This window comes from Paenibacillus sp. OK076 (assembly GCF_900110055.1).
Lineage (GTDB): Bacteria > Bacillota > Bacilli > Paenibacillales > Paenibacillaceae > Paenibacillus.
This window is the reverse complement of sequence record NZ_FOCH01000001.1, coordinates 142,579-155,015: the sequence shown is the minus strand read 5'-3', so window position 1 is coordinate 155,015 and position 12,437 is coordinate 142,579. Positions and strand designations below refer to the sequence as shown.

The 12,437-nt window shown below is 45.0% G+C and carries 13 protein-coding genes; 5 read left to right on the top strand and 8 right to left on the bottom strand.

Annotated elements, in window-relative coordinates; translation table 11 throughout:
* Positions 1-83 precede the first annotated feature (83 nt).
* The 3 genes from BMY78_RS00685 to BMY78_RS00675 form a co-directional block, all read right to left on the bottom strand.
* Entirely contained in the window at positions 84-983 is a 900-nt protein-coding gene (locus tag BMY78_RS00685) for a hypothetical protein (RefSeq protein WP_090893691.1), read from the bottom strand.
* A gap of 343 nt (positions 984-1,326) precedes the next feature.
* Positions 1,327-2,058 (bottom strand): nuclease-related domain-containing protein, encoded by a 732-nt coding sequence (locus BMY78_RS00680; RefSeq protein ID WP_090893689.1) that lies wholly within the window; start codon positions 2,056-2,058, stop codon positions 1,327-1,329.
* A gap of 247 nt (positions 2,059-2,305) precedes the next feature.
* Complete coding sequence (locus tag BMY78_RS00675; protein WP_090893687.1) at positions 2,306-3,199, bottom strand: NAD(P)-dependent oxidoreductase; 894 nt, start codon at positions 3,197-3,199, stop codon at positions 2,306-2,308.
* 196 nt (positions 3,200-3,395) lie between these two features.
* On the opposite strand from BMY78_RS00675, the gene BMY78_RS00670 reads away from it, so the two are divergent.
* From BMY78_RS00670 to BMY78_RS00660, 3 genes are read left to right on the top strand one after another with little or no spacing between them, the layout of a single operon-like run.
* Entirely contained in the window at positions 3,396-4,532 is a 1,137-nt protein-coding gene (locus BMY78_RS00670; RefSeq protein WP_090893685.1) for an endospore germination permease, read from the top strand.
* Positions 4,489-5,994, top strand: a complete 1,506-nt coding sequence (locus tag BMY78_RS00665) for a spore germination protein (RefSeq protein ID WP_090893683.1) — start codon at positions 4,489-4,491, stop codon at positions 5,992-5,994. The genes BMY78_RS00670 and BMY78_RS00665 overlap by 44 nt, the downstream gene beginning before the upstream one ends.
* Positions 5,991-7,154: a Ger(x)C family spore germination protein gene (locus tag BMY78_RS00660; protein WP_090893680.1), complete on the top strand. Its 1,164-nt coding sequence runs from the start codon at positions 5,991-5,993 to the stop codon at positions 7,152-7,154. The genes BMY78_RS00665 and BMY78_RS00660 overlap by 4 nt, the downstream gene beginning before the upstream one ends.
* A gap of 106 nt (positions 7,155-7,260) precedes the next feature.
* On the opposite strand, the gene BMY78_RS00655 is transcribed toward BMY78_RS00660, so the two are convergent.
* Together BMY78_RS00655 and BMY78_RS00645 are read right to left on the bottom strand one after the other, a co-directional pair.
* Positions 7,261-7,827, bottom strand: coding sequence for a hypothetical protein (locus BMY78_RS00655; protein ID WP_090893677.1), 567 nt, complete (start codon positions 7,825-7,827; stop codon positions 7,261-7,263).
* Between the two features lie 543 nt (positions 7,828-8,370).
* Positions 8,371-8,736 (bottom strand): hypothetical protein, encoded by a 366-nt coding sequence (locus tag BMY78_RS00645; protein ID WP_090893672.1) that lies wholly within the window; start codon positions 8,734-8,736, stop codon positions 8,371-8,373.
* 148 nt (positions 8,737-8,884) lie between these two features.
* On the opposite strand from BMY78_RS00645, the gene BMY78_RS00640 reads away from it, so the two are divergent.
* Positions 8,885-9,415 (top strand): hypothetical protein, encoded by a 531-nt coding sequence (locus tag BMY78_RS00640; RefSeq protein WP_143066994.1) that lies wholly within the window; start codon positions 8,885-8,887, stop codon positions 9,413-9,415.
* A gap of 102 nt (positions 9,416-9,517) precedes the next feature.
* Here the strand turns inward: BMY78_RS00640 and BMY78_RS00635 are convergent, their stop codons facing one another.
* On the bottom strand, positions 9,518-9,814 hold the full coding sequence (locus tag BMY78_RS00635; RefSeq protein WP_090893663.1) for a WXG100 family type VII secretion target: 297 nt from the start codon (positions 9,812-9,814) through the stop codon (positions 9,518-9,520).
* A 39-nt stretch (positions 9,815-9,853) separates the two neighbouring features.
* Complete coding sequence (locus tag BMY78_RS00630; RefSeq protein WP_177185619.1) at positions 9,854-11,209, bottom strand: lipase family protein; 1,356 nt, start codon at positions 11,207-11,209, stop codon at positions 9,854-9,856.
* 160 nt (positions 11,210-11,369) lie between these two features.
* Here BMY78_RS00630 and BMY78_RS00625 point away from each other — a divergent pair, with 160 nt between their 5' ends.
* A complete protein-coding gene (locus tag BMY78_RS00625; RefSeq protein WP_090807756.1) occupies positions 11,370-11,618 on the top strand; it encodes a hypothetical protein in 249 nt (82 codons plus the stop codon).
* 413 nt (positions 11,619-12,031) lie between these two features.
* Here BMY78_RS00625 and BMY78_RS00620 read toward each other — a convergent pair whose 3' ends face one another.
* Positions 12,032-12,313 (bottom strand): hypothetical protein, encoded by a 282-nt coding sequence (locus tag BMY78_RS00620; RefSeq protein ID WP_090893658.1) that lies wholly within the window; start codon positions 12,311-12,313, stop codon positions 12,032-12,034.
* Positions 12,314-12,437: the final 124 nt, after the last annotated feature.

Sequence of the window (12,437 nt, the reverse complement as noted above, 5' to 3'; positions counted from 1 at the left end):
GTTGACGGTAGTCAGAGTTTCTACCTGCTCTATGAAGGATAAGCCGTATGAACATTTGTCAGAACAGTATTTTCCATAGATGACTATTTGCCGTATGTCTGCTCCATACGTTCTTCTTCATTGGTGGACAGCAAAATGTTCAGCAGCCCCATCACGTTATTCGCTTCTGTTCTGGCTTCCGTATACTTCTCAGCAAATGCGGCTTCGTCCTGTTCCGGATCTATTGCAGCCAGTTTGGCCCACGACTCGCGTGCTTTATCGTAAAGTTTCGTTAAAGTGATGTCATACGTATGCTGCGCGACAGGTGCCATGGAGTCGAACTCCGCTGCATTCTTGAAAAATACCATCGAGTCCGTAAAGGACTGACTGGTGTAATCCTTGTTCTTCATGGCATCCTCCGTGAGGAGCAGCGCCTGACGAGAGATAAACAACGTCTTTACCATGGCACGTTCCAGATTGGTTGCTTCTTCCCATGATACATAGGAGACTTCCGGTGCCTGAACGGTTGTGAAAAAAGGAAAGGCATCATCGATCAAACGCTGTGAATCGGAATGGATGGGAATACCTGTGTTCATATTCACTACCGCATCACTGTAGTTGGCGATATTAATATTTTTGGAGCCTTCTTCACTTACCCTGCGTACCGGATGATCGTTAAGCGGGACACGGATATAGCCAAGCTTGTCTGCATATTTCTGCTTCAATTCCTCCAGTGTAGAGTCCACTCCGATCTTGCCTTCTTCAGGCGAAGACCCCGCTGTATCGGAAGTTGAGGAGGTGCCCGCAGAGTCTTCAGCATTGGTATCTGCTGCGGACGTGTCAGTCGTTGACGTGTCCGAGCTATTGGTCGCTGTAGCCACCGTGCCAGCATCCTGAGCAGACTCCTTCATCGTTGCTTCCTTCGCCCCACCGCCACATGCAGTCAATATGGCAACCAAGCTGAAAATGGCCGTGAACATCTTGATTCTATGATTCCAACTCATTGTGTAATCTTCCCCTTATCTTATGTATGTACCTGTGTTATATTAACCTCTACTTCAATCCATGAATAGTTCATTCCATAAACATTCTTTCGGATAACATAGATAGACTACTATATAATCTGGTCTTTATTCTATCATAAGTTAAATACTGGGTGTATAAGACATTGTGCCTGCATGCTTATGCTGTATTTCCGTCAGTCCTATTCTCACTTACGGAGAGAACAAAAAACACGGTCATCCATGAAAGGATAACCGTGTTGATATGCACGCTCGGTAAGCTGCATTATTCGTTTTCAATTCATCGCCGTATGAATGATGCAGCAGGTTGCAGGTTCGATTCCTCTTATTTGATGCCTTTGGCCTTCTCCATATGATCAGCCCGAATCTGGGGATCCGTGGAATTGACTGCGGACAGCATGTTGTAGATGGCCTGAATATCCTGTTCCTTATACAACGTTTCGGGGACTTCGGTCTCAAGCCTTTCCGTTTTGCGCAGGATGGTCTCCACCAATTCATGATCATAGATAATCAGTTCATCCGAATTAACATACCGCACAGCTGGATCAACACTGATCCGGCAGCGATTGGTGAAGGTCACCATAGAGACGAGACGAACTCTTTTATAATCACCGAGGTGTGCCTGAATGGCCTCCACATGCCCTCGGTGCTGCATCAGTGGGTTGTACATCTTGATTCGGCTGCTGCTGACTGTCCAGTTGGCCTCTCTTCGGCCGCCACGAATCTCACCTGTCGTCAGGTTTCGTGTCTCAATCACGAAGATTCCCCGTGGACCGATAACGACATGATCAATCGATGAGTAACCCGAGCGAGACTTGGGATTGGCAACGAGCAAGTCGTTCAGCACTTTGTATTCACCCGGAAGAGCATGCAGCTGCTGGGCAGTGCTTGGTTCCTCGGGCTGACGGGTCCAATCTCCGTCCGATTTCGTTTTGCGACGACTACGGACCATACGTGTGGGAATGGGGGCCGTTGACGGTAAAGATGAAGCGGAAGCTGATATCTGGTTCGCGAGCTCTGGCTGTGACTTGAACAGAGACAGGATTTTTTTGAACATGGGCAAGCTCCGTTCTATGTAGTGTGGGTTTCGCACATCCATTATGTATACTTCTATTACTTATGTCGGATAAAGAGGGGCAAAAATAAAGGGAAGAGGACCAACAATCCATTGTTCAACTAAAGTATATACCAATATTTAACCAATACTGTGACTTTAGACGCATACGAGAAGGGGAATTTTAAAAAAAACAGCGTATTCCTTTCTATTGAAGAAAAAGAACACGCTGTTGTCTTGGTTGTGAGGATTAAGCCTGTAAATAATAGGTGTAAAGCACCTGCGTACCCTTTTCATCCAGACCGTTGCTGGATATTTCCTGATACAAGGACTCAGCCAAGGCCAGCCCTGGTGTCTTCATCCCCATAGCTTTGGCAGATTCGAGAGCGATACCCATGTCTTTGATAAAATGTTTCACATAGAATCCAGGCTCATAATCGCCTGCGATCATGCGCGGACCGAGATTGCTAAGTGACCAGCTCCCGGCTGCACCGGTAGCGATGCTCTTCAGCACATTCTCCGCGTCCAGACCGGATGTCTTGGCATAAGCGAGTGCCTCGCATACACCCATCATGCCTGAAGCAATGGCGATTTGGTTGCACATTTTGGTATGCTGTCCTGCTCCTGCTTTGCCTTGCAGCACAATGTTAGTGCCCATTTGCTCGAACAACGGACGAACCGCTTCAAAAGCCTCCGTACTACCACCAACCATTATGGACAGCTTGGCATCCCTTGCTCCGATATCCCCACCGGAAACCGGTGCATCCAATGCATGCAGTCCTTTCGCTTCCGCGGCTTCATAGATCCGTGCAGCCAGCAGCGGACTGGATGTGGTCATATCAATCAGGTACGAGCCTGGTTTCGCGTTGGCCACGAGACCATCTTCACCAAGATAAATCTCCTCAACATCCTTCGGATACCCCACCATCGTGATGATGACATCACACTCGGCTGCCAGTTTGCCTGGTGTGTCATGCCATACGGCACCTTCCTTCACCAGCGCATCCGCCTTGGCGGCCGTGCGCGTATAGACATGCAGTGGATAGCCTGCCTGCTGGATATGCCCTGCCATGCTTTTGCCCATTACGCCTGTACCGATAAAGCCAACTTTCGTCTCTCCAGGTGCCTTCGTTGTATTTGTCATCGTAGGTTTCCTCCTATTTCTCTATACTTCGTTTGGAGCTTGTCTTCTAAACTTGCTATATCTGTATGTTAATGCTTTCTGTCTCTTCCGTCTATCTTGTTTCGTCTTCTATTGTTCAAAAAGATAAAACAGGAATCGAAAATCCATTTCCTGTACAACCTAACGGAAACTTCCTTGAACGGAAAGGAGAATTCCCATGAGCCGTGAAAAGGGAGAAATCACGATTTGGCTGTCCTTTTCCATCATTTTGTTAAGTGCAGGCCTCGTGTGCCATGTGCTGTCCATTCCGGCGATCCTGGATTATGCAGGCAGAGATGGCTGGCTATCGGTAGTCGCTGCTGCTCCCTTATTTTTGTTATTTCTATGTATGATGTTCGTTATTATCCGGCGGGTACGCGGACAGCGTTTGACGGACTGGATCACGCGGGAATTTGGCGTAATTCCTTCATGGATTTTCCGTATCACTGCCTCACTCATGCTGCTTGCACTTGGATCACATACCTTATATGAAACAACAAACTGGACGGTATCCACCTATCTTCAATTCACCCCACCCTATGTGCTCGCAGGTGTGGGTGCACTGGTTGCTGCCTGGGCGGCTGCCAAAGGTATCCGTTCCATTGCCATGACTTCAAGTCTTCTGCTTCCATTCGTGATCCTGCTTGGATATTTCGTGATGTCAGCCAACATGAAATATAAAGACTATGGTCAGTTGTTTCCCATCATGGAATATGGTTCCGGCCCCGTTCTAAGGGGCATGATCTATTCGCTTGCTGGACTGATGGAAATCTGGATATTAATGCTGTTCCAACACGATATCAAAAGTAAAATTCGCTGGTGGCATCTTCTGCTGCTTGGGTTATTCATGCTCAGTATGGCAATTGGCCCAACGCTGGGAGCCATCGTTGAGTTCGGTCCGGAGGAAGCAGCAAAACAACGAAATAGCCCCTATGAACAATGGAAGCTGGTGAATATAGGAAAATTGCTCCAGCACGTGGACTTCCTGTCCATCTATCAATGGCTAAGCGGTTCATTTGCCAGAGTGGCGATCTCCATCTATCTTATCGTCGATCTGCTCGATTTTCGTAGACCAAAGAAAAGGTACGTTGCCGTTCTAATTGTCACCTTCATCATGTGCGCCATAGCTGTACAGTGGTGGAGAATTGATTACGTTGACTATTATGTAAACCATATTCAATTTCCCGTGATGCTGGCCTATGTATCCACGGTAACAGTCCTGTTGACCCTCGCCGCATTCATACACAAAAAAGACAAGGAGGCTCCCGCCCATGCCGCTCACAACCACACCAAAGAAGAACCCCCATCTGGCTGAACCATTCCGAATCAATGAGCATAATCTGACGACGTTTTTTGCAGGTTCAGACGATGTGATCACCAGCAGCCATATGATTGGGGAATCTCCGCAGCAGATTGTCATCGTGTATTGCAGCGGTATGGTCGACAGCAAATCCATATATGATATTATTCTTCCCGAACTGACGCGAACGTACGAGAGTACTCACTTTGTTCGTGCATCGGATATCGAGAAGTCCATTACCCTGCAATGGACAAGTATAGACATACAGAATAATCCGCTGGGAAAGGAACTCATGTCCTTGCGGGTGTTTGAGGGACACATGCTCATCTGCATTCCTTCCATCCAGAAGATGTGGAGCATGGATATATCCAACATTCCTACACGGTCGCCGGATGAATCCACTACGGAAGTATCGATCCGCGGGGCACGAGATGGCTTTATCGAACGACTATCAGTCAATATTGCGTTAATTCGTACACGCCTGCGTACGGCTGAATTAGCCTGTAATATTGAATTAATTGGTTCTCGCTCCGTGACCAAAGTCGCCCTGATGTATATTAAGAACATTGCCAATCCCGAGCTGATTGATGATGTGAAGAATAGGCTGCGCAAAATCGATATCGAACGCATTATGACGGCCAATGAACTAGAGGAATTATTGTCCCCTTCCAAAGTCACATTGTTTCCGGTAACCCATTACACGGGCAGACCTGATTTTGCGGCTGAATGTCTTCTGAACGGACGTTTCGTCATTATCGTGGATGGCAATCCCAGCGTCATCATCGGACCCGTCAATTTGTTTCTGCTTCTCAAATCCCCCGAGGATGCCAGCTTCCCGTTTCTTCCGGTGAATGTGGGCCGTATGCTGCGTTTTATCGGGCTATTAATAACCGTGTTCTTGCCTGGTTTCTATATTGCGCTGACTTCTTTTCACATGGACCAGCTACCCTTTCCTCTAGTAGCCACGATTTCGGTTGGGCGCATGGGTTTACCTATGGAGTCTGGTGTGGAAATGTTTCTCATTATGCTGCTGATGGAGCTATTCCGGGAAGCAGGGGTGAGGCTTCCCAGCGCCATTGGTCAGACACTGACCGTTGTTGGCGGATTGATTATTGGGGATTCGGCCATCCGTGCAGGCATGGTTTCCCCGCTCATGATTGTCGTCATTGCTGTAACCGTAGTGGCCGGAGCAACGATTGTGAATCAGGTCATGACCAGTTCTGTTCTGATTCTACGTTTTTTCTGTTTTGTACTGGGGGCATCCCTTGGCATATATGGGTTCATTCTGTCCATTATCCTGTTCCTGATCTATCTGACCGATCTGAAATCGTTCGGGATTCCTTATCTCACGCCGCTCAGTCCGCTTAATTTCAAACAGGCACTCGCCTCCTTGTTCAAACTTCCGAAAGGATGGATGAAACGCAGACCTGTCTATCTCGAAACGCAGGAGCCGCGCAAAGAAGGGAATGAGCGATGAAGCGCCTTTTACAGCGATGGTTGCTTGGAGCGTTAAGTGTCTCTCTTTGTTTCGTGACCAGTGGGTGCTGGAGTGCATATGAAATTCAACAGGTGGATTATGCGAAAGCGATCGGGATCGAGTATAAGGATGGGTTGTACCATATGTATGTTCAGAGCATGGACTTTACCAGTGTAGCCAAAAGCGAAAGTTCAACCAAAACGGCGGAGGCTCCACCCGTGTGGGTTGGACATACATCAGGGAAAACATTGAATCTGGCGGTAAACGAGCTGTTCCGAAGTTCCCAGCTGCATATTGCTTGGGGCCATGTGACAGCCATTGTCATGGGCGAAAGTGTCTTGACAAGCAAGCATATTAAGGAAGTGTTTGACATGCTTGGACGTTTCCCGGAATCACGTTATACCACCTGGGTGTACGGCACGCGCGATCCACTAGAAAATATTCTTAGTGCCACGTCCATATACAATTTGTCGCCACTGGATAGCATTCTGCACAACCCTCTTCCCTCATTTCTGGAAGAATCGCTGTTTCCTCCAGTGCTCAGTTTCAAACTCATTGCCACCCATAACAATACGTCCACGACAACTTATCTGCCTTGTATCACCCTGAACAAGGAACACTGGTCGCAGAACAAAAAGAATTATGAACTGTTTATGATTGACGGTGCTTTTTTTGAAAGAACCGGGGATGATTTTGAATATTTGCCCCATAGCAAGCTTTCTGGATTTCACTGGTTACTTAAGGATATGCGTCGTGCGCCATTGATTATTGAGAACGAAGGAACCGTCTATGGTGTGCTCAGCGTTGGTTTGCCTAATATCAAAATTGTGCCTGTCATTCGTGGGAATGAGGTTCATTTCAACATCGATGCCAAGTACCTGACCGCTTTGTATGAATATCTCACCCCTGTTTCCTATGACGAGATGGTCCGATTCAGCGAGAAGACATTGCGGGAGCAAATCATGCAAACGTATCGCGAAGGTCTGAAACGCGGGGTCGATGTCTATGGACTTCAGGAGAAGGTTTATCGCAAAAATCCAGGTCTGTGGCGCAAGCTGTCCAACAACGGCTCAAAGATGATCCTGACGGAAGATTCCATTCAGAAGCTGGACATTCATATTACCATTCCATATACGGGTAAATTCCGTAGGAAAGTGTAGCCATAACAAATCCCCTGCCGTATGAAACGGACTAGGGGATTGTTTGGTTGATGCTTCGATTATTTTGGTAGGGAGATGAGATTTTAAATAACATTCATGTGATCTTCTAATCTTCGTTATCCAGGGATGAGTAGATCGTATTGCCAGCGTTATCGAGCCCTCGGATGTCCATCTGCATTTCCGTTATTGGCTGCTGAATTACAGCAAACCACAACCTCCCCTGATCAGAGGGATCAAGGATCCCTGCCTCTACTTCCGCAACCGGAGAATTCGGATTATAGTGGATAAGTAATCTGATTATGTCCGGATTGTGGATATATCCGTATATAATATAGCACGTGTTGTCATTAGAATACTGGTATCCCGTCAGACGATAAGATATTGGCTCATCCTTATTGTCCTCAAGGACATTTTCTGATTTTATTACTTTTGAAGACCACTTCCTTTGCTGAATCAAGGCAGAAGCAATACCCTCAGTCTGGGTGTCCTGATATAAAACCAAGTGAGTTCTTGAATCGACGGGTGCTACCACCCTTACCTGTTCAGGTTGAATGTTATTTCTGGCTAGCAGGGGGGCGAACTCTTCTGGCTTGCATGATCGAATCAAGAGGAGAAGCGCTACAAATACTATAATAAATAACACATATGCTCCCCGTTTTCGATTACGTGTCATATGCAATCCTCTTTTCTTTAAAAGCTAAATTTCAATCCTAAGTATTCGACTATGATCCATGCAACAGGCCAAAGTAATGGAACATGAACAACCCAATAAGGGGCTTTATATCGCCCGTTCTCGTAACTGATCCCACAATAAAAAATCGCGAATAATACACCTAAAGGATAGGTGAAAAGAATTTTAACCAATAGATCACGGGAAGTATCATATGTGTGTGGATACGGTGCCGATAAGGACATACCAAGTCCAAAAAGAGCCATAGGCCAAATAAACAAAGTAACTCCATACAAAACTAAAAATAATAATAAATAATTGTATAACTTCTCATTCTTCCTCTTGCTCATATGCCCTCCTGATTGCCTGAACGTAATCGCCCAACGTGAATAACCTTTATCAGAAGATTTTACAGGATAGATATGGAATTATAAATAGTTTATTCCTTGCTGATTAATAAAAAGACCTCCAACCATACAGGTTAGGAAGTCATTAATGATGTTAAATTATCATATTCCCCCTAGGCAGCGACCGCCTATCAGACTATTATCCGTTCTGCCTATAGTACTCCATTATTCGCATGCGTGTGGTCAGTATCAGGGTCTGTGGCAGTAGCACCACAAATATAAAAATAAGCACGATCAGCCACAGATGAGCGGCAAAATTCTCTGCGCCAAATGATGGTTTGGGAAGCTCAATGAAATACCACCAGCACGGGATGGCAACAAACCAGGTCAATCCGGTAGAGATGAATAACTCCTTCACCCCACTCCATAGAAAACAAAACACAATGGCAATGGTTAACGCGAACCATGGATGGGGCTGCCCCGTCCAACTCCTATCTAAAAACATTAGCAGTGGATACAACAGTGTTGTGCTCCATCGCCAGATGCTGTTGGTGTACAGTTTCATGAGATTCCTCCTTTGTAACAAGCAACCCTTTTACTTTATAAACAATACCTATGCTAAAAAGTTGGACCTTCTGATCCATTGGTTTGCATGCATAATTACCATTTTTCGGCTCATACTACCATAAGGAAATTATTGAAGGAGTGACAACATGAGGTTAAAAAGCATGATCGCCGTTGGAACGGTGTTAACTTGCTCGACTCTGTTATGGGGCTGTGGCAATGCCAATATGAACCATGCTTCGCAGCAGAAGGATACCGTTCAAACCGAAAGCTGGAACGATCCCAAACGACTGGAGGCTTCCCATCTGGAAGCGTTGGAACGGATGGAAAAGGATCATATTCATCGCATGGTTTCGCTGAATGCGAGCATGGATGAAGACAAAGTAATGACCACCCTTGAACGATCCACCCAGAAGCTGGAGGAAATGAGACCGCTCGCTGAAATGCTGCAACATGAGGGCCATCCAACGCTGTTACAACGAATTCAGGAGATGGCTGGAGATATTCAAGGCTCGAAACAAGTGGTTGCTGAGATGAAAAAACTGCCTCAGGATGGAAAAATTAAGATTCAGTCGGAAAATTCCGATTCTTTGCACCACATCAGCAGTTTTCGCGATTACCACCAGTACATGCAAGAGAAGATTCAAACGTTGAACAAGTCTAAGTCAGCTACACATTAATCCGAATCAGCTACTTGGATGACGCTGCTCTATATAGAAAAAAACCATAATAGTTAGATGGGAAGGTCCATTCCTATCTAACTATTTTCTTGTAAAGAGGTGTTACTGTACCCTGCTGCGATCCCTGCGATCTTCTCTGTCCGCTTCCTCCATTTTACGAATAAATCGCATCAGTTCTTCTTTATGAGCTTCGAGTTCATTCAGCTTTGCAGATGCCCCATCCATAAATGACTGCATTCTGTGTGACAGTTCTGTTGCGGATGTACCGATCCAGTCCTGCTGCAATCGGCCATGAATGGAGCGCATTTTCTGTTCCTGCTGCATGAGCCGTTGCTGCAACTGCTCACATTGCTGAACAGCCCTTCTTAAATCAGACAAGGATACGGATATTCTGCCCATTTCTCACTTCCTCCCGTTAGTCCTTCTATGTAAACTAAATTAGTGTTGGTCTGCGATTACAAAATCCTCTCGTTTACGCTCAATATATTCCGCTATTTCGCTGATGGATTCCTGATACCAACGATTGATCGCTTGCAGCGTTGCTGTTGCGTTATAGGCGATGGGAGTAAAGGACTGACTTTCGCTGGTAGATATATGTGTCTGAAACATCTGAATTGAAGCCTGGGCATCATTCGAGAAGTCACTTAAACTCAGCCTCATCTCCCGAGCAGCCTGCGCTAACTCTTCCGGTGTTAATTGAATCTTGCCCCCGCCTTTTCCACTAACCATTCCTGTAGCCGCTGCAATCAACGGAGGAACAATGCCTGACATCAAATTGGAGAACGTGGCTAATGCTTCCTGATGTGCTGTCCATCTTGGAGAAATATCAATGGTTTCACCTGTGCTCCGGTCTATTAGCGGTCCTTTTAGATTCCCATTCTCATCAAACTCATATTGATCCATGGAATGATAACCCTTGCCTTCGTCCTTCGAGAATGAATCAAAAAATCTCATAATATCACCAACATGAAGCTTGTCCAGATCCACACCTACTCTTACGTCATGAACTAACATCGGTGAGCCTGCACCTAGAGGCTGAAAAGGAACCTTTAACTGAAACTGAAATTTCCAATTCTGATACATCGCATTAGCGGTGTCAAAGTCCTGACCCTTATACACGGTACTTCCTACGTGCCTGTCATATTCACTTATTCCCCCAGCCCCTACAGAATCATTGGGATGAACCACGTTAACCATTTTGTTATCAAAATGACCCTCATTCACCTTGGCCAAACTGACATCATCCAGCAGATTCGTTACACTAGGAGCACTATACGTCATCCCAGACACATCCTGACGAGCAGCTACATATTGAGCCAAACCGCCACCCAGGGAATGACCCGTCAATGAAATGTCTGAATCAGGGTACGCCACCTTCACCGCCTCATACAATTCCTCAGCTTGGTGGAACTGATTATTTTCCCAATCCAATTTATCCTTCATAAGTTTGAAGGGACTATTTTTAAATATATTATGACGTTCTGGATCGGTTATCGCATCTTCAAGCCTTCTGGTTCTGCCACCTACGACATCGAAGGCATCTGTCTCAATATCAGCTGCTTTTCCAATAATACCTTCAGGTTCAGTACCTCTATAACCGATGATAACTTGATTTGTTTTGGGATTCTCAAGAACTATAGCATCAAATCCTGAATACGCACTATGCAGACTTGCACCCTTTGGTTCAACCGTTCTCCAATCCTTGTACTCATCCTTGTCCAAAATATCACTACGACCTGCAGGAACATCCGTATATGCAAGCTCAGATATTTTTAAATATAATTCGTCAGTCATGTATTTATCCATCCTATTCACCCTTTCTTCTAGTTAACGGAAGTTGTATAATGCACATTATCAAACGACAACATTAGGAATATGAGGTGATTACTTGAAAAAATCAGGATTACTTTTTATATTAATGATCTGCGCCATATCATTCACTTTAGGAGGATGTATGTCAAACGAGAAAAAAGAGATTATTCAAAAAGCTCAGGTAGCAAGCCAAGCCTATTTTAAAGAAAAGTATGGAATTGATGTTGAATTCACAGACCATAAGTTTATTCCCGCTGATTTATCCCATACCGTTTCTTTAACTGGATATGTGAAAGGAAACAAAGATCAGGAAATATTCACTATGGTCGATTATGATACCTATGAAGTCAAGACGGGTTCAGTGCCAGATGAAATCAAGCCTCTTCAATAAATGAATTCTACTTAACTCAAACAAACATATACGATTTTTTTATCTGAGAGCCTTGTAGATATACTCGGCTCTTTAATTATGTAATAAGGAACCACTTCACTAGATTCCATCCTCTTTTTCCAAAAGAAGTAGAATCATTATAGTGCATCTTCGGCGTGACGTGTACATTACAACTGAAAAATGAGTACAAAGTCTTTATCCTTTTGGGTAGTAGACAGTAGGTACATTCAAGTACTTAGGCAGTTGTTACCAGTAATAAGCTCACACTTTTGCGTGTATACGTGAGGAAATAAATCTAGCTTTATCCTAATAAAGTTAGTAGGCAGTAACTGTCCACATAATTTCTAGATATGCCACTGCCCTCACTTTAACATGCTATTCATTCAAAGGTATTTACCCTAATCAATCATGATTCATTCCACCCACAAGGATACCCATATAAAAATGCTGAACAACATAACTGGCATAAGCGCCCCAGTGGCTAACATGATCCAAAGTGTTACTGGCCTTACATTCTGGAAGTATTGATTAAACCATTGAAATCGTTCTTTCCGCCATTTGGCAAACTTGAGTTGCCTGATCATATGCTTCAACATTTTATGCCGTTGCTTTCCTTCCTCCACTTCTTCCAGCGCATGTCTTAACTCGTCATACAAACACGCCTCTTCCTGCTCAGCCAGTGTGGTTGTCGTCATTCTGCATCCCCTCCTTTACCTAATTTAACACGGAAACGTGACCAAAGTTTGGAATTTTATAGAGAAATGAACTTAAGATTGCTCAGGTTCCACAATCATCTTCACCAACTCCTGATCTGAAGTT

Bases quoted from the DNA above. Each gene is read 5' to 3' on its own strand.
- BMY78_RS00640 (WP_143066994.1), top strand. From the start codon at position 8,885: ATGAGGTTAAAAAGCATGATCGCCGTTGGAACGGTGTTAACTTGCTCG.
- BMY78_RS00660 (WP_090893680.1), top strand. From the start codon at position 5,991: ATGAAGCGCCTTTTACAGCGATGGTTGCTTGGAGCGTTAAGTGTCTCT.
- BMY78_RS00625 (WP_090807756.1), top strand. From the start codon at position 11,370: ATGTCAAACGAGAAAAAAGAGATTATTCAAAAAGCTCAGGTAGCAAGC.
- BMY78_RS00630 (WP_177185619.1), bottom strand. From the start codon at position 11,209: ATGACTGACGAATTATATTTAAAAATATCTGAGCTTGCATATACGGAT.
- BMY78_RS00685 (WP_090893691.1), bottom strand. From the start codon at position 983: ATGAGTTGGAATCATAGAATCAAGATGTTCACGGCCATTTTCAGCTTG.
- BMY78_RS00645 (WP_090893672.1), bottom strand. From the start codon at position 8,736: ATGAAACTGTACACCAACAGCATCTGGCGATGGAGCACAACACTGTTG.
- BMY78_RS00620 (WP_090893658.1), bottom strand. From the start codon at position 12,313: ATGACGACAACCACACTGGCTGAGCAGGAAGAGGCGTGTTTGTATGAC.
- BMY78_RS00655 (WP_090893677.1), bottom strand. From the start codon at position 7,827: ATGACACGTAATCGAAAACGGGGAGCATATGTGTTATTTATTATAGTA.
- BMY78_RS00675 (WP_090893687.1), bottom strand. From the start codon at position 3,199: ATGACAAATACAACGAAGGCACCTGGAGAGACGAAAGTTGGCTTTATC.
- BMY78_RS00665 (WP_090893683.1), top strand. From the start codon at position 4,489: ATGCCGCTCACAACCACACCAAAGAAGAACCCCCATCTGGCTGAACCA.
- BMY78_RS00680 (WP_090893689.1), bottom strand. From the start codon at position 2,058: ATGTTCAAAAAAATCCTGTCTCTGTTCAAGTCACAGCCAGAGCTCGCG.
- BMY78_RS00670 (WP_090893685.1), top strand. From the start codon at position 3,396: ATGAGCCGTGAAAAGGGAGAAATCACGATTTGGCTGTCCTTTTCCATC.
- BMY78_RS00635 (WP_090893663.1), bottom strand. From the start codon at position 9,814: ATGGGCAGAATATCCGTATCCTTGTCTGATTTAAGAAGGGCTGTTCAG.